This window comes from Symbiobacterium thermophilum IAM 14863, assembly GCF_000009905.1.
Lineage (GTDB): Bacteria > Bacillota > Sulfobacillia > Symbiobacteriales > Symbiobacteriaceae > Symbiobacterium > Symbiobacterium thermophilum.
The window spans coordinates 947920-970973 of record NC_006177.1 but is presented as its reverse complement, the minus strand read 5'-3'; the positions used below and the strand labels follow the sequence as shown (position 1 = coordinate 970973).

The 23054-nt window shown below is 67.7% G+C and carries 20 protein-coding genes and 1 tRNA gene; 6 read left to right on the top strand and 15 right to left on the bottom strand.

Annotation, left to right across the window (positions count from 1 at the left end; translation table 11 throughout):
• Positions 1-16: 16 nt before the first annotated feature.
• Together STH_RS19210 and STH_RS04435 are read left to right on the top strand one after the other, a co-directional pair.
• Positions 17-568, top strand: coding sequence for a hypothetical protein (locus tag STH_RS19210; RefSeq protein WP_148205481.1), 552 nt, complete (start codon positions 17-19; stop codon positions 566-568).
• A gap of 310 nt (positions 569-878) precedes the next feature.
• A complete protein-coding gene (locus STH_RS04435; RefSeq protein ID WP_148205480.1) occupies positions 879-1478 on the top strand; it encodes a hypothetical protein in 600 nt (199 codons plus the stop codon).
• A gap of 234 nt (positions 1479-1712) precedes the next feature.
• On the opposite strand, the gene STH_RS04430 is transcribed toward STH_RS04435, so the two are convergent.
• The 13 genes from STH_RS04430 to STH_RS04370 form a co-directional block, all read right to left on the bottom strand.
• A complete protein-coding gene (locus STH_RS04430) occupies positions 1713-2603 on the bottom strand; it encodes an FtsX-like permease family protein (protein WP_043713369.1) in 891 nt (296 codons plus the stop codon).
• A 161-nt stretch (positions 2604-2764) separates the two neighbouring features.
• Positions 2765-3433 (bottom strand): ABC transporter ATP-binding protein, encoded by a 669-nt coding sequence (locus tag STH_RS04425; RefSeq protein WP_043713366.1) that lies wholly within the window; start codon positions 3431-3433, stop codon positions 2765-2767.
• Positions 3434-3449: 16 nt separating this feature from the next.
• A complete protein-coding gene (locus STH_RS04420) occupies positions 3450-4661 on the bottom strand; it encodes an ABC transporter permease (protein WP_011194987.1) in 1212 nt (403 codons plus the stop codon).
• Positions 4651-5100, bottom strand: a complete 450-nt coding sequence (locus STH_RS16915) for a DUF4418 family protein (RefSeq protein ID WP_011194986.1) — start codon at positions 5098-5100, stop codon at positions 4651-4653. The genes STH_RS04420 and STH_RS16915 overlap by 11 nt, the downstream gene beginning before the upstream one ends.
• Before the next feature lie 231 nt (positions 5101-5331).
• Complete coding sequence (locus tag STH_RS04410) at positions 5332-5538, bottom strand: hypothetical protein (protein ID WP_011194985.1); 207 nt, start codon at positions 5536-5538, stop codon at positions 5332-5334.
• A complete protein-coding gene (locus STH_RS04405; RefSeq protein WP_043713359.1) occupies positions 5531-6121 on the bottom strand; it encodes a lytic transglycosylase domain-containing protein in 591 nt (196 codons plus the stop codon). The genes STH_RS04410 and STH_RS04405 overlap by 8 nt, the downstream gene beginning before the upstream one ends.
• On the bottom strand, positions 6118-6837 hold the full coding sequence (coaE, locus tag STH_RS04400; protein WP_011194983.1) for a dephospho-CoA kinase: 720 nt from the start codon (positions 6835-6837) through the stop codon (positions 6118-6120). Before coaE ends, STH_RS04405 begins: the two co-directional genes overlap by 4 nt.
• Before the next feature lies 1 nt (position 6838).
• Entirely contained in the window at positions 6839-7042 is a 204-nt protein-coding gene (locus STH_RS04395) for a hypothetical protein (RefSeq protein ID WP_011194982.1), read from the bottom strand.
• A 129-nt stretch (positions 7043-7171) separates the two neighbouring features.
• Entirely contained in the window at positions 7172-8089 is a 918-nt protein-coding gene (mutM, locus tag STH_RS04390) for a bifunctional DNA-formamidopyrimidine glycosylase/DNA-(apurinic or apyrimidinic site) lyase (protein WP_011194981.1), read from the bottom strand.
• Positions 8082-10706: a DNA polymerase I gene (gene polA / locus STH_RS04385; protein ID WP_011194980.1), complete on the bottom strand. Its 2625-nt coding sequence runs from the start codon at positions 10704-10706 to the stop codon at positions 8082-8084. Before polA ends, mutM begins: the two co-directional genes overlap by 8 nt.
• 184 nt (positions 10707-10890) lie before the next feature.
• Complete coding sequence (ltrA, locus tag STH_RS04380) at positions 10891-12180, bottom strand: group II intron reverse transcriptase/maturase (RefSeq protein ID WP_011194155.1); 1290 nt, start codon at positions 12178-12180, stop codon at positions 10891-10893.
• A 600-nt stretch (positions 12181-12780) separates the two neighbouring features.
• Positions 12781-13983, bottom strand: coding sequence for a zf-HC2 domain-containing protein (locus STH_RS17825; protein WP_011194979.1), 1203 nt, complete (start codon positions 13981-13983; stop codon positions 12781-12783).
• Positions 13973-14599, bottom strand: a complete 627-nt coding sequence (locus STH_RS04370; RefSeq protein WP_011194978.1) for an RNA polymerase sigma factor — start codon at positions 14597-14599, stop codon at positions 13973-13975. The genes STH_RS17825 and STH_RS04370 overlap by 11 nt, the downstream gene beginning before the upstream one ends.
• A gap of 249 nt (positions 14600-14848) precedes the next feature.
• Here STH_RS04370 and STH_RS04365 point away from each other — a divergent pair.
• The 4 genes from STH_RS04365 to STH_RS04350 all read left to right on the top strand — a co-directional run bounded on the left by STH_RS04365 (position 14849) and on the right by STH_RS04350 (position 18427).
• A tRNA-Leu gene (locus STH_RS04365) sits at positions 14849-14935 on the top strand.
• Positions 14936-15184: 249 nt separating this feature from the next.
• Positions 15185-15547 (top strand): response regulator, encoded by a 363-nt coding sequence (locus STH_RS04360; RefSeq protein ID WP_043713355.1) that lies wholly within the window; start codon positions 15185-15187, stop codon positions 15545-15547.
• Positions 15544-18057: an ATP-binding protein gene (locus STH_RS04355; RefSeq protein ID WP_011194976.1), complete on the top strand. Its 2514-nt coding sequence runs from the start codon at positions 15544-15546 to the stop codon at positions 18055-18057. The genes STH_RS04360 and STH_RS04355 overlap by 4 nt, the downstream gene beginning before the upstream one ends.
• A 19-nt stretch (positions 18058-18076) precedes the next feature.
• Positions 18077-18427 carry a hypothetical protein gene (locus tag STH_RS04350; protein ID WP_011194975.1) on the top strand — a complete coding sequence of 117 codons (351 nt, stop codon included), beginning with the start codon at positions 18077-18079 and terminating at the stop codon, positions 18425-18427.
• Between the two features lie 2375 nt (positions 18428-20802).
• Here the strand turns inward: STH_RS04350 and STH_RS04345 are convergent.
• Both STH_RS04345 and STH_RS04340 read right to left on the bottom strand, forming a co-directional pair.
• Positions 20803-21483: a TIGR00266 family protein gene (locus STH_RS04345; RefSeq protein ID WP_011194974.1), complete on the bottom strand. Its 681-nt coding sequence runs from the start codon at positions 21481-21483 to the stop codon at positions 20803-20805.
• Between the two features lie 382 nt (positions 21484-21865).
• The gene (locus tag STH_RS04340) at positions 21866-22981 is read right to left on the bottom strand and encodes an Mrp/NBP35 family ATP-binding protein (RefSeq protein ID WP_043713352.1); all 1116 of its coding nucleotides are present in this window, start codon (positions 22979-22981) and stop codon (positions 21866-21868) included.
• Between the last annotated feature and the right edge of the window lie 73 nt (positions 22982-23054).

Here is a 23054-nt window from a genome sequence, read left to right as displayed (position 1 = left end):
CCGGAAGGCACGGCGCGTGATCTACAACGTCCGCGGAGCCAACCCGCGCGCCATTCAACGCGCACAAGAACTGCAGGAACTGGAGCGCGGCCTCCAGGTAGCCAGGAGCACACCCGGGTACTCGCAGGGCCAGTACATCCTCGCGCGCCTGATTCGGGAGATGTACCCTGGCGTGGAGGTTCTGGAGAATGCAGAGATCACCGGCCTGGACAACGTCGAGACCCGCGGGCGCCTGCAAGTCGACGTGTACATGCCGGACCAGAAACTGGCCATCGAGTTTCAGGGCCATCAGCACGCCGGCCCGACCGAACGTTATCCCAGCGTCGAGGAGTTCCGTGCTCGGCGCAGGCGGGATCTCATCAAGCGGGGACTCTGCCTGGAGAAGGGCATCGAGTTAATTTCGCTGTGGCCGCAGGATCTGAGTTGCGCAGGGATCGCGCGGGCGCTCGGCCACCGCCTGCACTTCGCGGGAGCCAGAGAGGACCGCTGGCACGTCGCTCGCTTTCTCGAGCAGCGGGCGGAGTGGTACCGGAAAGCCGCGGCCAGGAGCCAATGCTCGTCGTTCTGACAGCGCCGGCCGCGCAACGGAACGCTCGTCGCACGGCCCCTTGAAGCCGACGCGCGGCCAGGGAGCAAACGTGCTTATGGGCCTGCGCGGCGATTCGCCCGGCTGCCCAAGCCCCTGTCCGGTTCCGTAAGTCGGACCGGCGCGACCCCCCAGGCCTGGCGCTATATCCTGTGCAGATGTCGGTGAAGGAGGCGCATGCATGCGATCCGGGTTCGCTGCGGTCTGTGACGCACTGCTGCTCATCGCGGGCTGCACCGTTCCTGAACCTGCGTCGCCACGTTCCCATCAGGGAACGAGTCCCCCGCCAGTGATGGAACCTGTTGACGCCGCCGGGGATGCGGGGCGGGCTGCTCTGCCACCGGTGCAGACCGACCCCGTGACGTCGGCCGAAGAAGCGCTCGCGCGGATTCCGCCCGCAGCCCTGGAAGGGCGGACATTCGACGCGCTTCTGGTTGAAGACTACGGGCACCGTAGCCCCGACCGCCAGTGGCATGAGCGGGAGTGCAGCACGTGGATCGTCCAGATCCTCCACCCCAGCTCGGGCGTCACCTTCCTCATCGATGCCGCAACCGGCGAACTGAACGCCTTCGTCCAGAGCGAAGCGCAAGCTCCGGCGAAGTTGCCGAAGTCGGCTCAGGATGCGGTGGACCTGGTTTTCGAGCAGTGGGGGCACCTTCCGTACATCCGTCAGTTCCCGAGCGCTATCGGATCTTCGGAGAGTCCGCTTCGCCTGCCCGATGAGTCCGAGATAGACCGCTTCTCTGCGCTGTCCACGACCGCCGCCACCGCCGACCGGCGCGGCGAATATCTCGTCACGCCACCCCGAACTGGGAGGAAGACGGCCGCGAAAGACAGGCCAGGTGGGAGTTCACCGTGTATCCCACCGGTTTCGTCGCGCCGCCCGCCGTAGACGGGGACCCACTCCCGGACTCCCTGACGTGAACCCACAGACAGAGCCCAGAGCACCCAGAGAGCCGAGGGACGACCCTCGGCTCCACACGTTTCGCAACGAGCTCGGCGGCGCTGGCCTCCACACGGCGCTCGGATCTCCCCAAGAACGTGGGAACGCCGAGGACAGACCGGCGCCGGAGCGTCGCAAGCCCCACAGGACGCAAGAATCCCGCCCCCCGCCCGCCGGGGCGATTCACCGATGGCGGCGGGCCGCCTCCAGCGGGTCCAGCCAGGCCGCCTGCAGAGCGGTCGGCAGCGACGCGAGGGCAGACAGCACGGTGATGGCGGCAGCAGCCAGGCCCACCAGCCCGAGCGCGGGCAGGACGCCGAGGAACCGCAGCACGTCGGCGGTCGCGGGGATCAGCCACAGCGCTCCGACGACCAGCAGCCCGCCGGCCAGGGCGCCGGCCAGGGCCAGGGCGCAAGACTCCCCCACCGTGAGGGCGACCAGATACCCCCGGGTGGCGCCCATCGCCCGCAGCATGCCCAACTCGGCCCGCCGCTGCCCTACCCGGACGGACGCCAGAAGTCCGGCCACCAGGGAAGCCCCCAGGGCTGCCACGGCCGCCGCCCGGCCGAGGTGCCGCACCAGCGGCTGCAGGTCCGTCAGCACGTGACGGGTCGCCTGCTCCCCCACCACGGCGTCGGCCTCCGGGAGCACGTCCGCCAGCGCGGCGCGGGCCATCATCGCGGACTCCCAGAACTGAAGCCGCAGGACCAGGATCGATGCGAGTTCGCCGGCCGGCACCCCCGGTCCGCCGGCCGAGAGGTCCACCGCCTCCACCCCGGCCAGCCCGAGGATCTGTGCCTCGTCGACCCCCTGCCGCCACCGGGCCACGTCAATCGTCGCCGGTATCGGCTCGGTGGCGCCCGTGGCCAGCCACTGCTCCACCAACGGCCTGTGCTCGGGCCGCGCCAGCACCATGTCCGCACCCAGCCTGTCCAGCCCCTGCTCCAGCATGCGCCCCATGCCCTGGAATAGGCTGAGCCCGCCTACCAGCGCCAGCGCGGCCAGCAGCCCCGCGAGCAGGCCGGCAGCCGTCTGCCCCGGGGAGCGACGCAATCCGGCCCAGATCAGATCCATCAGCCCCGGCGGCCGATCTCCGTGACGCCTGTGAGGCGGGCTGGGCGTCGGGCCCGCCTGACGCGCAGCAGCCCCACCCGATGCTCGGTTCGCAACATGCCAGGCCGACTCGCCGGGCGTCGGACCCTCACCACGCCGGACGGACTTTCTCCACACGCCCTTCACGACGCCAGATGCACCTGCCCCGCGTTCAGGATGAGGTGGCGGCTGGCAAAGGGCACCAGATCCTTGTTGTGCGTGACCATGACGACGGTGGTCCCGGCCCGGTTTTCCTCCACGAACAGCTCGACGATGGCCCGCTCGGTCTCCTCATCCAGATCGGCCGTCGGCTCGTCAGCCAGGAGCACCTCCGGCCGGTTGAGCAGGGCCCGCGCCACGGCCACCCGCTTCTGCTGGCCGCCCGACAGCTGCCACGGGAGCCGGTCGGCGCAGTCGGGCAGGCCGACCCGCTCCAGGAGCTCCAGGGCCCGCTTGCGGTCGCCGCCCTCGCCGGGGGGCAGGAACGACGCGGGGATCAGGAGGTTTTCCAGCACGGTCAGGGTCGGGATCAGGCTGGCGAACTGGAAGACGAAGCCGATGTGCCGGGCGCGGAAACGGGCGCGCTCCGCGTCGGAGAGCGCCCACAGGTCCTGGCCCATCACCGTCACCCGGCCCCCGTCCGGCCGGGTCAGGCCGCCCATCAGGGCAAGAAGCGTGGACTTACCCGCCCCGGAGCGGCCCGTGATCATGACGAACTCGCCCCGTGCGATGCGCCCGCTAAGCGGCGCCACGGCCACCACGCGCTGACTTCGTGTCTGATACGTCTTGGTCACCTCGTACAGCTGGATCACGGGGCATCTTCCTCCTCTAATGCGCGTGGATGGCCTCGTGGGGCTCCAACCTGGCCAGCCGGCGTGCCGGAACCGCCGCGGCCAGGACGCCGCCGGCGGCCGCAACGGCCACCACCGCCGCCGCCAGGAGCGTCTGCTCGGCGCCCGGCGGGTACAGGAACGGCAGGGTATACGACACCATGATGGCTTCCTTGAACAGGCCGTAGACCGCAGAGCCGGCCAGTACCCCGGCCAGGCCGCCCAGGGCGCTGAGCAGCCCCGCCTCCAACACCAGCGCGCCCGTGGCCTGCCCGGCCGTCGCGCCCATGGCGCGGAGCAGACCGATCTCCCGAGTCCGCTCCCGGGCGATGGCGAAGAACAGGATCACGAAGAGCAGCACGGCCACCAGCACCAGCGAGATCAGCACGGGCAGGAGGCTGGCCATCAGCACGGACAGGTCATCGGCCACCGACCGGGCGATCTCGCCGGCGGTGATCACCGTCACCCCGTCCAACCGCCGCTCGATCTCGGCGGCCACCTGCGCGGCGTCCGCCCCGTCCTCCAGCTTGACGAGGATCGCCGACACGTGCCCCTGGGGAATCTCCAGCGGCTCGGTCGCCAGCTCCCTGGACCGCTCGGCGATCTCCCACACCGCCGGCGCCGGGAGGAAGACCGTCTCGTCCATCCCCATGCCGGTGGGGTCAAGCCGGGCGGCCAGCCTGAAGGTGGAGCCGTAGAACAGCAGGGGATCGCCGGTGACCCCGAGGATGTGGTTGCCCACCAGCACCTCGTCCGGGGCCAGCTCACGCTTCAGGTTCTGACGGAGCCACGGCTTCACGGTGAAGTCGGTCTCGGGATCGTACCCCACCAGCATCAGGTGGCCGGTACAGCAGGCCGAGGAGGCCAGCGTCTCCACGAAGATCTGGGGCGAGGCCGCCGCCACGCCCTCCACCGCCCGGATGGCCTCCAGCCGTCCGGCACCTTCCATGTAGAACGCCGTCGGCAGCCCCATAACCAGGGCGGTGTGGGTCTTCTCAGCGGCGCCCTCCGGGACGACCATCAGGTCCGCCCCCAGCCGCTCCAGTCCGCGGCTCACCGCGAAGGACACCCCGCGTCCGATCAGCCCGCCGGCGAATGCGGTGCCGGCCACGACCATGACCCCCAGCAGCACCACCAGGGTGCGCCCCGGGTTCCGCAGGAGGTTGCGGGCTGCCAGCCGCAGGATTCCCGGTCTCTCGCTAAACCGCACTCCGCTCTCCCCCCATGACATCCAGCCGGCGGAGCCGCAGCGTGCCCCCGAGCCCGGACAGGGCCGTGATGCCACCCGTCAGGTACGCCCCGGGCTTGAAGCTGAGGTTGCAGACCATCCCGGGCATGTCGCAGGTGGGCACAAGCCACATCGGAATGAGGATCATGAGCAGGCCGGCCCCGGCCACGGCAAACGACAGGCCGCGCGCGGCATCCGGGAAGACGTACATCGCCAAGCCGGCGAAGGCGACCAGGGCCCCCACCCCCTGGAACGCCCGCTCGGACCAGTGGCAGCGCATCGGCACCAGGGTGCCGGCCGCCGTCTCCATGAAGTGACCGTGGTCAGTGCAGGTGTGCAGGAAGAAGTGCGACACCAGCACCGCTCCCGCACCGAGAACGATGAACAGCAACGGGCGCCAGTCCCGCGTCAGCTTGCTCACCCTATCACCACCCTCTCCCCCCGAAATGGCAGCAATTTCTCGTGTAATCCGAGTTTAGTAGGACTCTGGCAGTGGATTCAATACGCTGCCTAACTGACCCCCCCCTGTTCGGACTAGGGTCAGGACAGTAGGGCGCAACAGACCCCGGCCCTTCCGCGGGCCAGGGTGCAGCGGATGCAGCATTCGGTCAGGAGAAGGTCAGCAGAAGAGCATCGGAACATCAACGGATAATCAGTGGAAGAACACGCGGAAGAGCAGATAGACCACCAACAGGATGCCGATCATCAGCAGCACGATGGGCATCAGCACCTGGTACGCGGCGATGATCATCGCCAGGGTGTCGGTCCAGGTGAACCGGACCGTGTCGTCGTCCCCGCCGGCCTCGCGCTCCCGGGCGGCCCTTCGGCGGGCAAGCTCGTCCATATCCGAATTACGCACCATCATCGCCTCCCGTCCTCTCCGGCTTCCAGTCGCCGTAGATCAGGCGGTATCGTCTCTGGTCCCGGAGCACGTTGGCCACGTAGTGGCGGGTCTCCGAAAAGGGGATCTGCGAGAGCGTATCCCGTTCTCCTGTCCACTGCTGGGTATCCAGCCAGCTGTACACGTTGCTCATGCCGCCGTTGTACGCGGCCAGCGCCCGCACGGGGTCCCCGGCGAACTCGCCGAGCAGCGCCGCCAGGTACCAGCAGCCCAGCCGGATATTGTAGACGGGGTCGTAGAGGTAGGCGTCGTCGTAGGGAAGCCCCATCTGGGCGGCCACCCATCGACCTGTGTCCGGCATCAGCTGCATGAGCCCCCGGGCGCCCTGGGGCGACGTCGCCTCGGGACGGAACCGGGACTCCGCCCGGATGACGGCGGCAATCAGGTACGGATCGATCCCGTGCCCCCGCGCGCATTCGGTGATCTCCGATCGGTAGGCAAGCGGGTAGCCCTTCATCACCGCAGCCCGCACGCCCAACACCAGCGCTGCCAGCACCAGCAGGGTCAGCAGCCGCCGCCGTGCCCGGCCTCGGCGCCTCACCTGTCCCCGCCCCGCCTTTCCGCTTCCGGCGCTGCTCCCGGGCCGTCGCATGGCCCCGCCCCCGGGTCGACCGAACCTGCCCCATGGTGAGCGCTTGAACCCGCCGCCGGTTCGCCCCCCTCACCGCCGCAGGCCGCCCGCCAGGCCGCCTCCACCTGTGCCCGGGTCCGGTCCAGCGAGCCCCGGTTGTCGATGATCCGGTCCGCCCGCCTCGCCTTCTCGTCCAGGCTCATCTGTGCGGCGATGCGCGCCTCCGCCTCCTCGGGGGAGAGGCCGCTGCGGGCGATGAGGCGAGCCTTCTGGGTTTCCGCATCCACCCAGACGACCCAGACCTCGTCCACCTGCCGGTCCCAGCCGCTCTCGTAGAGCAGGGGGACGTCCAGCACCACGGCGGGCCGCCCTTCCCGGCGGTACTGCTCCACCTGCCGCCAGATCTCGGCCCGCACCGCAGGGTGCACGATCGCCTCCAGGGCCCGGCGCCGGCCGGGATCCGCGAAGACGATCCGCCCCAGGGCCTGCCGGTCCAGCGAGCCGTCCGGGCGCACGACCCCCGGGCCGAACTCCCGGACGATGGACTCGAACACGGGCGTTCCCGGCAGCTGCAGGTGGTGTACGATGGCGTCGGCGTCGATCACCGCGGCCCCGGGCTCCCGGAGCATGGCAGACACGGTGGACTTGCCGCTGGCAATGGAGCCCGTCAGCCCGATGATGCGCATCCTAGTCGCCCTCGATGCGGTAGTCGGCGAACTTCTCGAGCGTGGACTCCCTCAGCTCCTTCTCCGTGTACATCTCCAGCCGCCACTTCCCGTTGCCGATGGGCTTGATGGCCATCTCGCCGGAGACGTTGTAGCCGTCCCAGAGCTTCTTTACGGTATCACGGAGCTCCTTTTCGCTGGGAAACTCAAACACGAGATACTGCACAGGGTTCACCCTCCGCGTTGTACTTGCTCACCCGGGCGGACTGCGGCGGCCGCCGCAGCAAAGAACGCATCGGACCGGCCACCCGGCCGCCTCCGGAATGCGCATGCCGCGCGGCAGCCGGTCCACGGCTCACTCGTACGTGCCGGGCGGCTCCGCTGCCACCCGCACGCTGTTGCCCCGCCGGCCCGGGCGGGCCCGCCGGGGCGACAGTGCAACCCCCTCCGGCACCGGCTGGCACCGGGGGCAGAAGTGCGTCCCCCGCTGCGCCACGGCCACCTTCCGGATGGGCGTGCCGCAGACGGGGCAGGGCTCGCCGGCCCGGTCGAAGACCTGCAGTTCATCGTACATGTCGCCCTCGTTGCCCTCGCCGTCCCGGTAAAGGGAGAACGTGGTGCCCCGACGCTCCACCGCCCGGAGCAACACCCGGCGGATGCAGCCATGCAGCCGCTCCACCTCGGCCGGCGTCAGGGAGCCCGCTTCCCGGGCCGGGTGGATGCGGGCGCAGAAGAGGGCCTCGTCGGCGTAGATGTTGCCCAGCCCCGCCACCAGCGCCTGGTTGAGCAGAGCGGCCTTGATCGACGTGTGCCGCCCGGCCAGCCTCTCCGCCAGGACCTGGGGCGTGAACTCCGGCGAAAGCGGTTCCGGCCCCAGGTTCGCCAGGCCCGGGGGCATGCCCTCCCCGCCGGGGCCCAGCAGGTGGAACCCGCCGAACTTCCGCTGGTCAGCGTAGCGCAGTTCCCCTCCGTCATCCAGGTGGAACACCACGTGCAGGTGCCTGGGGCGGGGGGCCTCCGGCCCGCACACATACAGATGACCGCTCATGCGCAGGTGGGCCACCAGGATGCGGGGGCCCAGGCGGAACAACAGATACTTGCCCCGCCGCTCGATGTCGTCGAAGACGGCGCCCTCCAGGTCGGCCGCGAAGGTCGCCGGGTCGGGGTGATAGATCTGGCGGGGGGTGAGGATCTCCACCCGCCGGATGCGCCGCCCGACGACGCGCGGGCACAGGGTGCGCCGGACCGTCTCCACCTCCGGCAGCTCAGGCATCCCGATCGCCCTCGTACGGCTGCACCGAGTACCAGTCGGGCCCGACCTTGACCTCGACCTTCAGCGGCACGTCCAGCTTCATGGCCCCCTCCATCTCCCGCCGGACCAGCCGGGCCAGCCGGTCCACCTCGCCGACGGGGCACTCGAACACCAGCTCGTCGTGAACCTGCAGGATCATCCGGGCGGAAAGCCCCTCCTCCCGCATGGCCCGCCGGACGGCGATCATCGCCCGCTTCATCAGGTCGGCGGCGGTGCCCTGGATCGGCGTGTTGATGGCCATCCGCTCGGCGTTCTGCCGGATGGTGAACACCCGGTGGTTGATCTCGGGCAGGGGGCGCCGGCGGCCGTCGAGGGTGGTCACATACCCTTTCTCCCGGGCCTCCGCCTTCTTCTCCTCCATGTAACGCCTGACGCCCGCGAACTTGGCGAAGTAGGTCTCGATGAACGCCCTGGCCTCAGCCCGGCTGATCCCCACCGACCGGGCCAGCCCGAAGTCGGTCTGGCCGTAGATCAGCCCGAAGTTGACCGCCTTGGCCTGCCGGCGCATCTCCGGGGTGACCTGGTCCATGGGGACGCCGAAGACCTCGGCCGCGGTGCGGGTGTGGATGTCCTGGTCGTGCAGGAAGGCTTCCCTGAGGGCCGGGTCGCCGGAGAAGTGGGCCACGACCCGGAGCTCGATCTGCGAGTAGTCGGCCGAGAGCAGCACGCACCCGGGCCGGGCGACGAAGGCCTTGCGGATGCGCCGCCCCTCCTCGATGCGGATGGGGATGTTCTGCAGATTGGGATCCTTGCTGGAGAGGCGGCCTGTCTCAGCCACCGTCTGTGCGAAGGTGGTGTGGATGCGGCCGTCCCGGGCGATCAGCTGGCCCAGGGCGTCCACGTAGGTGCCCTTCAGCTTGGTGAGCGTGCGGTAGTCGAGGACCCGCGCGGCGATGGGGTAGGCCGCCGCCAGCTCCTCCAAGACCTCGGCGTCGGTGGAGTAACCGCCGCTCTTCGTCTTCTTGCCGCTGGGGAGGCCCAGCTTCCCGAAGAGCACGTCGCCCAGCTGCTTCGGCGAGCTGATGTTGAACTGCATGCCGGCCAGCTCGTAGATCTCCTGACTCACCTGCAGGATGCGCCGCTCCAGCTCCACCGACATCTCGTGCAGCGCCGCCGGGTCGATGCCGACGCCCACGGCCTCCATCTCGGCCAGGATGGGCATGAGCGGCAGCTCGACCTCCCGGTAGAGCCGGTCCACGCCCTGCGCCGCCAGCTCCGCCTCCATCCGCCGGTGCAGTTCGGGCAACACCGAGGCACGGGTCGCCCACAGGTCCGGGGTGTCGCCGGGAGGCAGCTCGCCCAGGCCGTGCTGGCGGCAGAGGTCGGCGAGGTCGTAGCTGGACCGGGAGGGATCAAGCAGGTAGGCCGCCAGCGCGGTGTCGAAGGCGGGGGCGGGTGGCTCGATCCCCTGGCTGTACAGCCAGTTGTACAGGGGCTTCAGGTCGTGGCCGACGAGCCGGGCGCCGGAATCCAGCAGCTCTGCCGGATCCGCCAGGGCCTCACCCTCCAGCCAGGCGGGCGGATCTCCCATCGCCAGCCCCACCGGGCGGGGACGGCCGGGATTCCCCGGGTCGGCGGTCATCCGGGCCAGCACGGGCGCCTGACCGGACAGGCGCAGAGCCCCCGGCCTGTCCACCACCCGCGCGGCGACGATCTCCACCTGCGCGGCCCCGGCCTGTTCGGCGAGGGCCTCCGCGGCAACGGTGCCATCGGGCGGGGTCACGCGGCTCAGCAGCGACTTGAACTCCAGCCGCTGGAAGAGCGCGTAGGCCTGCGGGTAGTTGGGCTCTCGCCGGCGCAGCGCCTCCCGGTCGAAGGTCACCGGCGCGTCCAGGTTGATCGTGGCCAGCGTGCGGGAGAGCTCGGCCTTGTCCCGGTTCTCCCGCAGCTTGGCCTGCAGCGCGCCCTTGATCTCGTCCAGGTGCGCGTACACCCCGTCCACCGTGCCGTAGTCGGCGAGCAGCTTCAGCGCCGTCTTCTCGCCGACCCCCGGCACGCCGGGGATGTTGTCGGACGCGTCGCCCATCAGGGCCTTCAGGTCGATGATCTGGCTGGGCGTCAGCCCGTACTCGGCCTTCAGGGTCTCGGGATCGTACCGGACGGTCTCGGTGATGCCCTTCTTGGTCATCACCACCGTCACCCGGTCGCTGATCAGCTGCAGCGCGTCCCGGTCGCCGGTGACGATCAGGGTGTGCAACCCCTCGGCGGCGGCCTGTCGGGCGAGGGTGCCCATGATGTCGTCCGCTTCGTAGTTCTCCACCCGGAACCAGGGGATGTTGAGGGCGGTCAGGACCTCCCGCAGCAGGTCCAGCTGCGGCCGGAACTCGTCGGGCGGCGCCTTGCGCGTCGCCTTGTAGTCCTCGTAGAGGGCGGTGCGGAAGGTCTGGCGGCCCTTGTCGAAGGCGACCGCCACGTAGTCGGGCTGCTCCTCGTCCAGGAGCTTGAACAGCATCGTCAGAAACCCGTAGACGGCGTTGGTGTACACACCGTCGCTGGTGGAGAAGAGCCGCAGGGCGTAGAACGCCCGGTTAGCCAGGCTGTTGCCGTCGAGAAGGAGCAGTTTCTCAGGCTTTGGCATCACGGTCACCTCACAGCCGCACCCTCGTAGCTTGACCGGGCGCGCCTGCACTTATTTCAATGCCGCGCTGCGGGAGTCCTTCCCGCACCTGAATCTGCTGTCCCGGGAAACGGGCGGGGGCCCGGTCCGGGCTGTGGACGGCAGGCATGAATCGAGTAGGAGGGGGCGGCTAGCCCCCGTCCTCTCACACCACCGGACATGCGGGTCCGCATCCGGCGGTTCGCCAGGATTGACGAGTCGCTTCATAGCATTCGGTCAGGCTTATCAGCCCCTGGGCACGCCAGTAGGCGTCGCCCAGGGCGCTGTTTAGTGGGCCACCTGCCATCCGCCACGGGCCTTTGCGGCTGTTGGCGAGTTGGTGGACTACCCATTCGGGCAAACCGAGGGCGCGCAACTCCCGAAAGCGCGTGCGTACACGCTTCCACTGCTTCCATACGCATGCTCGCAGCCGACGCTTCAGCCATCCTTCGAGTCTTTCAAAGGCTGACCTGGCATCGGAGAGCGCATAGTACCCAACCCAGCCCCGCAAGTAAGCATTCAGGCGCCGGATTCGGTCCTCCATGCTCTGGCTGCGGTTGCGGTCCGTCAGCGTGCGGAGCTTGTCCTTCACGCGCTTCAGGCTCTTCGGGGCCAGCCGGATGCGCACTCCCCGGTGCTTGTAGAAACTAAACCCGAGGAACTGCCGCTTCCACGGCCGGTCCACTGCGCTCTTCTCCTCGTTGACCTTCAGCCGTAACCGCTCCTGCAGGAAGTGGCGCACGCTCCTGTAGACCCGTTCTCCCGCCCGCTTGCTGCGGACGTAGATGTTGCAGTCATCGGCGTACCGGACGAAGTGGTGCCCGCGGCGCTCCAGCTCCTTGTCGAGGTCATCCAGCAGGATGTTCGCCAGCAGCGGGCTCAGCGGACCGCCCTGCGGCGTCCCTTCCTCCGTCGCCACGACTACCCCGTTCAGCATGACCCCAGCCTGTAAGTACCGCCGGATCAGCCGCAGCACACGCTTATCCGTTACCCGCCGCGCCACGCGGGCCATCAGCACGTCGTGGTTGACCCGGTCGAAGAACTTCTCCAGGTCCATGTCCACGACCCAGTCGTACCCTTCCTCCACGTACTGACGTGCCTTCCTGACCGCATCATGACCCCGCCGCCCCGGCCGAAAGCCGTAGCTGGATTCGGAGAATGTCGGGTCAAAGATCGGCGTCAGTACTTGCAGGAGTGCCTGTTGGATCAGGCGGTCCATCACGGTGGGAATCCCCAGCATCCGCTTGCCGCCGCCCGGTTTCGGGATTTCGACCCGGCGGACTGGCTGCGGTCTGTAGGTCCCCTGGAGCAGTCCCTCACGGATGCGGCTCCACTCCACGCGAATCTGGTCCCGCAGCCGTTCGGTGGGGACACCGTCCACGCCGGGAGCGCCTCCGTTCCGCTCCACCCGTTTCAGGGCGGCCAGCATGTTCTCCCTGGCCACCACCTGCTCCATCAGGTTGCTGTGCTCCCCGCGGGGTAACGTTCCGTCTTGTGCCGGCTGCCCACTCCGCCCTCTCGCCGTCCCTTGCGGCTTCACCGCTACCTCCGGCGAGCAGGTCCCGTTCGGGGTCTTCTGCGTTTGTCGCGGGCTGCTCGAACGCAACGGGTTCACCCCTTTCCTGACGTTCGGCCCTTCCCGGTTGGGGCGTCCCCCTGCCGGTACTATGGCCTTTGCTGACTTCTGCCGGTTCAGCTGCGTCTCCCGACGCAGGTTACCAGCGTTGCTGGCGTTCCCGGCAGATCTCCCCGGGTAAGAACGCTGACCTTCACCCCGCACCCGCCCCATCTACCGCACCGCCCTTTGGCAGCTTCGGGTTTTGCTGTGTTCGGCCAGCTCACCCGAGCGGCACAGCCTCCTATGGGGTTCGTGTTCCTCGGGTCGTGGCTTTGCCTCGGGCTTCCTTCAGATTCCGCCTCACGACGGACACCCTTGCCTTTGGCTAACGGGCTGGTGCTGCCTCGCCCGTAGCGGACTTTCACCGCCAAGTCAGCGCCCATGCCGGGCACACCGAAAGGGCTTCCGCCCCTTGGGCGGAAGCCCCCGGCCTCTCCCCTACCGTATGGGTTCGGGCTTGAAAGTCAGCACGATCACGCCGTTTTCCACGGCTTCCCGCAGGTTCTGCTGGTTGGCCCGTTCCGTCTCCAGCTGCTGCTGGATCTTGGTCAGCTCCCTTGCGCCCTCCTCCAGCCGGTCCTGGCTGGTCTCGGTCGCCAGCCGGGCCGCCAGGGCCTCGCGGGCTTCCTCGAGCGTCGCGATGCGGTCCTCCGTCTCGGCGATCTGCCCGGCCAGGTCCTTCTCCTGTACCTTCAGGGCGACGCCGTAGCCGGCCAGCTCGCTGTTCACCAGGGCGACCGCTTCCCGGAACTCCCCCGCCGGGACGAAGATCTGCAGTTCCACGGTGCCGACCCGTCCGTTCTCCTGCACCCGCCACCGGTCAAACCGGTCCCGGAGCTGTGCGGCCTCGGCGGCCGGGCTCGCCACGGTCATCTCCGCGGTGGCGGAGAAGTGCGGCTGCGGCGACAGCTCCACCTGGCCGGCGGTGTCGCCGGAGGTCGAGGCGGTCGTCACACCCCCTGTCGGCCGTGTCGGCCCCAGGGGTGCAGGCGTGGTTGCAGGATTGGCCGCGGGATTCGCATCGCCTGTCTCCGGGGGCGGCGTGGTCTGCACCACGCCCGCTGAGCCCGGATCAAGCTGTTCGGTCAGCTGGCCTTCAGGATGTTCAACGCGGCCTCCGGTGCCAGACGGCGGGTTTGCGTCAGGTCCGTCCACCGGATGATGCGGCTGTTCTTGTGCGTCTGTCCCGGGCGGATTGGTCGTGCCCGGCACCTCTGCCGTGTCCACGTGCGACCCGGGTGCGGCCACGACGGCCCCCCCGGGAGGCGGCTCAACCTGTGCCGCAGGCGGCACAAACCGGTTCAGGCCGGCCGCGCCGATGACGAAGGCTGCGGCAGCAGCCGCCGGAATCGCCCACCGCTGGAAGGAATGAAGCCGGTTTCGGCCTCGCCCCGCCGTGTGCACCCTGGCGATGGGCGGATCTTCTGACATCAGGCGCTGGCGCAACTGCGCGTGGAACGTCGCAGGAACCTCAACCTCATCCAGGGAAGCGACCAATGCAACCGTCTGCCGGAGGGCGTCCACTTCCGCCGCGCAGGCATGGCACCGCCGGAGGTGCTGCTCGACCCGCAGCAACTCGCCGGCGGACAGCTCCTGATCGATGTAGCCGGACAGGAGTGGACGTACTCCGTCACAGTTCATGGGCTTTTCCCCTCCTAGCCCTGTAGACGACTCTCGGCGTCAAAAGTTCCAGGCTCATGAACTTTTCTTTGAGGGCGCTCCGTGCGCGGTTGAGCCGTGACTTCACCGTCCCCAGGTTGAGGTCCAGCGCCTCTGCGATTTCATTGTATGAGTACCCCTGCAGTTCCCGCATGACCAGCACGACCCGGTACTCCTCGTCCAGCTGCAGGATGCTCTCCTGTATCAGCCGCTGCAGTTCCACGCGCTCCAGCGCCTGCTCCGGCCCGTCCGCCGTGTCGGCGATCTGCCGGGACACCTCGCCGTCCTCCATCTCGACGGCCTGATCCAGGTAGGTAACCTTCTGCCGCTTGCGCCTGCGCAGTTCGTCAAGGCAGACGTTGTTCACGATGCGGTAGAGCCAGGTCGCAAAGGAGGAGTCGCCGCGGAAGTCGGCCAACGAACTGTATGCGCGGATGAAGGCTTCCTGGGCGAGATCGGAGGCGTCTTCGTGGTTGCCGGTCAGCCGGTAGGCGATGTTGTACACCGTCTTCTCGTGCTGGCTGATCAGCTGCTCGAACGCCTCAACGTCCCCCCGTTTTGCCCGTTCGACCAGGAGTTCGTCGAGGGATTTGGACACCAACTTCACTCCTCCCCCTATGCGGGGCAATGTTCCAGACGCTGTTGTGCGGCTTGACGTTTCATCCCTATACTATATCGTGCAGGCCGTCTGCTGCGCAAAGATCAGGGAATCCAGCAGCGCGCCTTCCGGGGATACTTCGGTAGGCGCGTCGCGTTTCCCTGCGCGCACCGGCCTGTGGCACGATTCGACAGGGATCTGTTTCTTGCCTTTCCGTGCCGTAATGTGCTATCATAACTGCGCACTCGGGCCGAAGTGGTGGAATGGCAGACGCGCCCGACTCAAAATCGGGTGGGGTAACCCCCCGTGCGGGTTCGAGTCCCGCCTTCGGCACCAGATGGCGAGAGGGCTGTAGGGTTTACCCCTGCAGCCCGCTTCGTATATGTGTGCGCCTTTACCGCGCGTCCCTGCCGTCGCAGGATGGACACGTGCGAACCTCGCCGGGCGCCTGGTGCGAATGGTCTATAGGGTCTGGACTGTAGATCAAAACATATCCACACAAAGTTGCTGTGTACTGGTACACTCAAGACATGATCCCTGATGCGATCGGGGGCCGGCGCGCCCCGGAGATGGAGGGAGAGTCACATGGCGCTGATTCTGGTCGCGGACGACGACCCGGACATCGCACGTCTCGTCGCCTTTCACCTGAAGTACAACGGCTACGAGGTCACGCTGGCCCGCGACGGCACGGAGGCCCTGGCGCGCGCCCGTGAGACCGCCCCCGACCTGATCCTGCTGGACTGGATGATGCCGGGCATGGACGGTCTGGAGTGCCTGACCGCCCTGAAGGGCGATCCGGCCACGCGCGGGATCCCCGTCGTGCTCATGACCGCCCGGGCGCAGCAGGCCGATGTGCAGGCCGGCATCGCAGCAGGCGCCGCGGCCTACCTCGTCAAGCCGTTTGAACTCGATCACCTGATCCGCACGGTCAAGGAGGCGGTCGGATGAGCGAATCGCCCTACCGCTGGGACACCGGCCTGCGACTGCGCGTCTTCGGCCTGCTGCTTTTCCTGCTCTCCCTCCTGGTCGGGCTGGGGATCATCCTCACCTTCACGTTCACCCAGCTCAACTCGTTCCAGGAGCGGGCCAGGCTCACCCAGGAGAACGTGCGGCGCGCGGAGCAGGTGGCCACGCTCTACGCCGAGATGACGGCCGCCCTGCGGGGTTACCTGTTCACCGGTGACGAGTCGATGCTGGCGCCGTACGAGCCCAACCTCAACCGGCTGCACCAGGTGCTGTCGGAACTGGAGGAGAGCGTCGAGGGCGACCCCGATCAGGCTGAGCAAGTGCACAGGCTGCGGGAACTGATCGACGCCTGGCGGACCCAGGTGGCCGAGCCGGAGATCGCACGTATGCGGCAGGGCGCCCCCGACGTGGGCAGCCTGCTCATGACCGAAGGCGTCAAGTACGGCGAGCTGATCAAGGAGCAGCGGGACCACTTCATCCGGGAAGAGACCAAGCGCATGGACCAGGACGTGGATAAGGCGGGCGTCGCCTCCGACCAGGTGGTCCGGATCACATGGCTGACCATCTCGCTGGCGGCGGTACTGGTCCTCGGCGGCTTTCTGGTCTTCGCCCGGAGCGTGACCCGCTCCACGGAGGCCCTGGCCGAGGCGGCCAACCGGATCGCCCAGGGCGAGCGCGGGGTGGTGCTGGAAGCGCCGCTGGACGGCGAGCTGCAGGTGGTGGCCAACGCATTCGCCAAGATGTCCCTCACGCTGGCCGAACAGGAGAAGCAACTGCAGGAACAGCAGGAGCAGCTCATCGCCCAGAACGAGGAACTGCTGGCCCAGCAGGAGTCGGTGCGGCGGCATGCCGAGGAACTGGAGCGCAAGGAGCGGCATCTCAGCCGGCTGCACAGCCTGTCCAGCAAGATGGTCGGCTCCATCGAGATGGACCAGCTGGCCAACCTGATCCTGGACGAGTACCTGGACCTGTACGGGGGCGTCGCGGGCGCCCTGCTGCTCGTCGACGAGTACGCCGACCGGCTGAAGGTGGCCGCGGAGCGCTGGCTTTCGCCGGACCTGAAGGGCCAGTTCATCCCCCGTTCGGGACCCATGGCCCGCTGCGTCGAGCAGCGTGAGGTCGTGGTGGCCCGCTACCCTGACACGCAGACCCACATCTCCGTCTGGCTCCGGGACGTGCCGGTGGTCCAGGAGGTCTATGTGCCGCTGGTTCACACCGGCCGGGCCATCGGCGTGGTGGCCATCGCCTTCACCGAGCCGACGGAGCTGAACGCCGAGGCGCAGGCGCTCTGGCACGCCGTGGCGGGACAAGCCTCTGTGGCGCTCGCCGCGGCCCAGAACCACCAGGAAGTGAAGCGGGCCTTCGCTGCGCTGCAGGACCAGGCGGCGCAGATCGAGATCCTCAACGCCCAGCTGGAGGAGGAGCGCGACCGGGCCTCGGCGCAGCTGGACATCTACCTCTCCATCGTCTCGACCATGCCGGCAGGCGCCTGGCTCTGCGACACCGGCGGGAACCTGCTGGTGTCCAACTCGATGTTCCAGGAGTTCTTCGGCAAGACGGTGCCGGACGAGCCCCTGGAGCAGATGCTGGCGCAGATCGCCGCCGTCCTGCCCGAAGACGACCCGTTCCCGCAGACCGTGCGCGACCTCGTCCACGATCCCCAGGCGGTGGCCGAGGGGCAGCTGCGGCTCACCACCGGCTACACGCTGCAGTGGTCGTCGGCCCCCGTGGGCAAGGGCCAGAGCCGTGTCGGCCGCCTGTTCACGTTCCAGGACGTCACCGAGCTGGCCGAACTGGACCGGCTGAAGTCCGAGTTCGTCAACACGGTCTCTCACGAGCTGCGCACGCCGCTCACGTCCATCATGGGGTACCTGAGCCTGGTGCTGGCGGGGACGGCCGGACCGCTTCAGGAGCAGCAGCGGGAGTTCCTGAATATCGTCGCCCGGAACACCAACCGGCTCGCCAACCTGATCAACGACCTGCTGGACATTCAGCGGATCGAGTCCGGGCGCATGCCCATCCACCTCTCCCCCACCTCCCTCGCCAGCGTGGTCAAGCAGGTGGCGGAGACCTTCCGGGTGCAGGCCGAGCAGAAGGGGCTTTCGTTCACGGTCAACGTGCCGGAGGAGGTGCCGCTGATCAACGCCGACCCCGACCGCCTGACCCAGATCATCGCCAACCTGGTTTCCAACGCGGTCAAGTACACCAAAGAAGGCGGCGTGACCGTGTCGGTCTCCGCCGTGGGCGACCAGGTGGAGCTGGAGGTGGCCGATACGGGCATCGGCATCTCCCCCGCCGATCAGAAGCGGATCTTCGAGAAGTTCTACCGCGCGGAACATCCGTACGTCCGCGAGGTGGGCGGCACCGGCCTGGGCCTGCCCATCGTGAAGACGATGGTGGAGGAGCACGGCGGGGACCTGCAGCTGGAGAGCCAACCGGGCCGGGGGTCGCGCTTCATCGTGAGCTTCCCGGCTTTGAAGGACGAATCGTGAGACGGGGAGGGCGCGACCGATGGCCGATGACCTGGAGGCGCTGCTTCTGCATGCGTTCATCGACCTGATCGAAGAGCGGAAGGCGGCCGGCCGCCGGGAGCTGGTGGCCACCCACGAGACCATCGCCCAGTGGCTTTCGGACCGGACGGGCCTCAACGTGACGCCGCGCCACGTGCAGTACCTGACGCTCGCGCTCAGGGACGGGCAGATCATCGACATTGGGGGCGGCGGCATCGGCAGGCCCAACACGTACGACACCCGGGAGGCGCAGATGGGAACCGACGCCTTCTGGGACCAGGTGGAGGCGTTCCTGATGGTCTGGCGCATGCCGGGCCGCGAAGCGCTGCGCAAGGCTGACCCCGGCGCCTGAAGGCGCCGGGGTATTCTGTTGGGCGACGCGGAATTGCCGTCTCATGCGATGCGAGCGGCATGGACCGGGACGTGCCCCGGTGGGTGAACTGGAAGTGCTCTGTTTAGTCCGATCGCAGAGGCTGTTGGCGGATGGCCACGGGATTCGGGGCGAAGGTGAAACGCTGGCGACCGAGGGCTTTCGACTTTCACGCCGGCAGCGAAGTGAAAAAGGGTCGCTTACAAGCTCGCGGCAGCAGCTCCGGAGCAGCGCATACGAGTCCTGAGTTAACGTAACACCGCGATGGACGTGCAGGCCGCGGCGTTCCGTGCCTTGGCGCAAGATTGTAGCCGGCAAGCATGCGCCGTCGGTGCGAGCATGCAGGATGGCGACCGAGGGCTTTTGACTTACAGACCGGCAGTGAAGTGAAAAAGGGCCGCTTGCAAGCTCGCGGCAACCAGTTCGGAGCAGCGCATAAGCGTCCTTAGTTAACGTAACACCGGGATTGAGCCGTAAGCCGCGGCGTTCAGTGCGATGGGGCAGGTTGACGATGGGGAAGCTGCGGCAGGCGATGCAATCATGAACGCTGGCCACCGATGGCTTTCGACTTTCACGCCGAGGGCAAGGTGAAAAAGCGCCGCTTGCGAGGCCGAGCAAAGCGCCCCGGAGCAGCGCTCAGGAGTCCCGAGTCAACATAACAGTGCGATGGACCCGTAAGCCGAGGCGTTCAGTGCGATGGGGCAGGTTGATAGTTGGGAGGTCGGGGCAGTCGATGCGATCATTAACGCTGGCAACCGAAGGCTTTCGACTTTCACGCCGAGGGCAAAGTGGAAAAGCGCCGCTTGCGAGGTCGAGCAAAGCGCCCCGGAGCAGCGCTCAGGAGTCCCGAGTCAACTTAACAGTGCGAGGGACCCGTAAGCCGAGGCGTTCAGTGCGATGGGGCAGGTTGATAGTTGGGAGGTCGGGGCAGTCGATGCGATCAAACGCTGGCAACCGAAGGCTTTCGACTTTCACGCCGAGGGCAAAGTGAAAAAGCGCCGCTTGCGAGGCCGAGCAAAGCGCCCCGGAGCAGCGCTCAGGAGTCCCGAGTCAACATAACAGTGCGAGGGACCCGTAAGCCGAGGCGTTCAGTGCGATGGGGCTGACTGATGGTCGGGAGACCGCGGCCGTCGATGCGGTTATACACGTAGGTGACCGGTGGCTTTCGACTTCCACGCCGAGGGCAAAGTGGAAAAGCGCCGCTTGCGAGGTCGAGCAGACCGCCCCGGAGCAGCGCTCAGGAGTCCCGAGTCAACTTAACAGTGCGAGGGACCCGTAAGCCGAGGCGTTCAGTGCGATGGGGCAGGTTGATAGTTGGGAGGTCGGGGCAGTCGATGCGATCAAACGCTGGCAACCGAAGGCTTTCGACTTTCACGCCGAGGGCAAAGTGAAAAAGCGCCGCTTGCGAGGCCGAGCAAAGCGCCCCGGAGCAGCGCTCAGGAGTCCCGAGTCAACATAACAGTGCGATGGACCCGTAAGCCGAGGCGTTCAGTGCGATGGGGCAGGTTGATAGTTGGGAGGTCGGGGCAGTCGATGCGATCAAACGCTGGCAACCGAAGGCTTTCGACTTTCACGCCGAGGGCAAAGTGGAAAAGCGCCGCTTGCGAGGTCGAGCAAAGCGCCCCGGAGCAGCGCTCAGGAGTCCCGAGTCAACATAACAGTGCGAGGGACCCGCAGCCCGCGGGGTTCAGTGCGATGGGGCAGGTTGATAGTTGGGAGGTCGGGGCAGTCGATGCGATCATTAACACTGGCAACCGAAGGCTTTCGACTTACACGCCGAGGGCAAAGTGGAAAAGCGCCGCTTGCGAGGTCGAGCAGACCGCCCAAGCGCTCAGGAGTCCCGAGTCAACATAACAGTGCGATGGACCCGTAAGCCGAGGCGTTCAGTGCGATGGGGCTGACTGATGGTCGGGAGACCGCGGCCGTCGATGCGGTTATACACGTAGGTGACCGGTGGCTTTCGACTTCCACGCCGAGGGCAAAGTGTAAAAGCGCCGGTTTTCGAGGTCGCCTCGGCGCGTCCGGAAGAACGACCTGCAGTCCGGGTTGACGTGGCACGGCGCGCTGGATCAACTCGCCGTGGCGTTCCGGGGAGTCACTCAGGCAGTGACCCGGAAGCCGCCTCAGTCGATGCGATCATGCACGCCGGCGACCGAGGGCTTTCGACTTCCATGCCGAGGGCAATGTGAAAAAGCGCCTCTTTCGAGACAACCACAGCAGAGTTCACGGAACATCCGGGTGTTTGGGCCCGGCGTCGGCAGGAGGCCGACGCGTCGTGTTGGAGTCGGACGCAGAGCGCCGACACACACCATTTGACCCCGGCGCCTCACCGCGCCGGGGTCGTCTCTATCGCCGTCTTAATCCCCCTTGCTGGGAAGCTGTGCGACCATCCAGTTCACCAGCGCCTCCTCGGAGCGGGTCTGCAGGTACACCCGCCCCGGGCCGGTAAACTCGCACACCAGCCCTTCGCCGCTAGCCAGGGTGGAGAACCAACCCCTCGCGGCCTTCCGGACTGCGAAGTTCAGGCCTTCGCTGAAGCCGACCACATGTCCCGTGTCCACCCGATACCGCTCACCGGGGGCCAGTTCCTTCTCGTGCAGGGCGCCGTAGGCGGTAAACAACAGCCCGCCGGTGCCCTGCACCCGCAGCAGGAAGAGTCCACCGGAGCCGAAGAAGCCGCGGGCGCCGCCCCAGCGCGAGTCAACCGCGAGCTCCGGATCTGCGGCCAGGTATGCGCCGGACTTCAGGTAGAACGTCTCGCCTCTGAGCTCGACGTAACCGATGTCCCCCGGCAGCGTGGGAGCCAGGGCCAGCTCGCCCGGGCCGCCCCTGGCCCTGTATCGGGACGTGAAGAACGACTCGCCGCCCAGCACCGACCTGCCGAGGGCACCCAGGAAACCGCCCTTCACCTCGGTTTCCAGTTCCACGGTGCTGCTCATCGCCACCATGGCCCCCGGCTCGGCCTGAACCTCCTCTCCCGGTCCCAGATACACCACCGCCAGCGAGTAGCTGGGCTGATACCGGATCTCACAGCGCATGGCTCTCCCCCCTGAGCTACCAGCATGCCATTCTCTTCGGAGCCCGCTAACGAGCCTCCTGCCAGACCATGCGCTTCGGGCGACCACGACGGCCCTTCCGAGGCAGAGCAGCCGTTACCCAGCGGCCTACACCTGCGTGGACTCTGCCTGAGCCTCACTGGTCCCCCGGGTCGACTCGCGGCGGCGTATTGGTGATCAGCTCCCGGCAGTGTGCGGACGGCGCCAGGCCGTCTCGGCCCCTTCCGAGAAACATGAAGGGCAGAACGCCGCCGAAGAAGCAGCGTTCTGCCCATGGACAGCAGAGCGCCCAAGGGGTACGCGTCCCGCGCCCCTTGGCCGAGCCGACAACCGGGCGGCCTGCGGAGACCAGACGTCCTGGCTGCTAGAGCACCCGCAGCTCGTCGCTCCACACCTTGGGGGGCGCCAGCTGCGCCAGCTTGCGGGCGGCCTCCAGGTAGGCCTGCGCCGCCGGGTGGTCCTCCTTGTCGGCGACGATCGGATCGCCCACGTCAGAACCCAGCCGGACATCAGGGGTGAGCGGGATCTGGCTCAGCACCTCGCAGCCGAGACTGGCGGCGAGGGCCTGGCCGCCGCCCTTGCCGAAGATGAAGTGCTTCTTGTTGCACTCGTCACAGAGGAAGTACGCCATGTTCTCGATGACGCCGACAACGCGCTGCTTGGTGCGGGCCGCCATGGAGCCGACCCGGGCGGCCACCTGCGAGGCCGCCGCCTGCGGCGTGGTCACCAGCACCAGATCGGTGCCCGGCAGCATCTGCGCCACCGACAGCGCCACATCGCCGGTTCCGGGGGGCAGGTCGATCAGCAGGTAGTCCAGCTTCCCCCACTGAACGTTCACCAGGAACTGCTCAACCATCTTGCCCAGCATCGGACCGCGCCAGATGATCGCCTGGTCCTCGTTCACCAGGCTGCCGGCCGAGATGAAGGGGATGTCGTGGGCCCAGACGGGCAGCAGCATCTGGTCGTCCAACGCCTCGGGCCGGGACATGTTGCCCATCATGCGCGGGATCGAGAAGCCGTAGATGTCCGCGTCGATGATGCCCACGCTGTAGCCCAGCTTCTTCAGGGCGACGGCGAGGTTGACGGTGGTGGTGGACTTCCCGACGCCGCCCTTGCCCGACGCGACGCCGATAATCGTGGTGCGGGTCGCCAGGGCCATGGTCGACGGCCGTGCGTCCGCGTGGGGTGCGCTGCTGCCCCGTACCTTGGCAGCGACGGCAGCCCGTTCGGCGTCGGTCATCGCGCCGAAGTGCGTGGTGACCCGCTCCACGCCGGGCACCTGCTTCAGAGCTGCCTCCACATCCCGCTCAAACCGGTGCTTGAGCGGACAACCCGGCACCGTCAGATTGATCGTCACGGCCACGTGGCCGCCGTCGATCTGAATATCCTTCACCATGTCGAGGTCGACGATGGACTTGTGCAACTCTGGGTCGTTGACGACCTTCAACGCATCAAGGACCTGCTCACGGGTTACGGCCATTCTGTTCGCTCTCCTCCCGGGGCCCGATACGGGCGATTCGTCAACACAACTACCTACAGCATACCCGGATTCC

Bases quoted from the DNA above. Each gene is read 5' to 3' on its own strand.
- STH_RS04435 (WP_148205480.1), top strand. From the start codon at position 879: ATGGAACCTGTTGACGCCGCCGGGGATGCGGGGCGGGCTGCTCTGCCA.
- STH_RS04430 (WP_043713369.1), bottom strand. From the start codon at position 2,603: ATGGATCTGATCTGGGCCGGATTGCGTCGCTCCCCGGGGCAGACGGCT.
- coaE (WP_011194983.1), bottom strand. From the start codon at position 6,837: ATGCGCATCATCGGGCTGACGGGCTCCATTGCCAGCGGCAAGTCCACC.
- mutM (WP_011194981.1), bottom strand. From the start codon at position 8,089: ATGCCTGAGCTGCCGGAGGTGGAGACGGTCCGGCGCACCCTGTGCCCG.
- polA (WP_011194980.1), bottom strand. From the start codon at position 10,706: ATGCCAAAGCCTGAGAAACTGCTCCTTCTCGACGGCAACAGCCTGGCT.
- ltrA (WP_011194155.1), bottom strand. From the start codon at position 12,180: ATGGAGCAGGTGGTGGCCAGGGAGAACATGCTGGCCGCCCTGAAACGG.
- STH_RS17825 (WP_011194979.1), bottom strand. From the start codon at position 13,983: ATGAACTGTGACGGAGTACGTCCACTCCTGTCCGGCTACATCGATCAG.
- STH_RS04360 (WP_043713355.1), top strand. From the start codon at position 15,185: ATGGCGCTGATTCTGGTCGCGGACGACGACCCGGACATCGCACGTCTC.
- STH_RS04355 (WP_011194976.1), top strand. From the start codon at position 15,544: ATGAGCGAATCGCCCTACCGCTGGGACACCGGCCTGCGACTGCGCGTC.
- STH_RS04350 (WP_011194975.1), top strand. From the start codon at position 18,077: ATGGCCGATGACCTGGAGGCGCTGCTTCTGCATGCGTTCATCGACCTG.
- STH_RS04345 (WP_011194974.1), bottom strand. From the start codon at position 21,483: ATGCGCTGTGAGATCCGGTATCAGCCCAGCTACTCGCTGGCGGTGGTG.
- STH_RS04340 (WP_043713352.1), bottom strand. From the start codon at position 22,981: ATGGCCGTAACCCGTGAGCAGGTCCTTGATGCGTTGAAGGTCGTCAAC.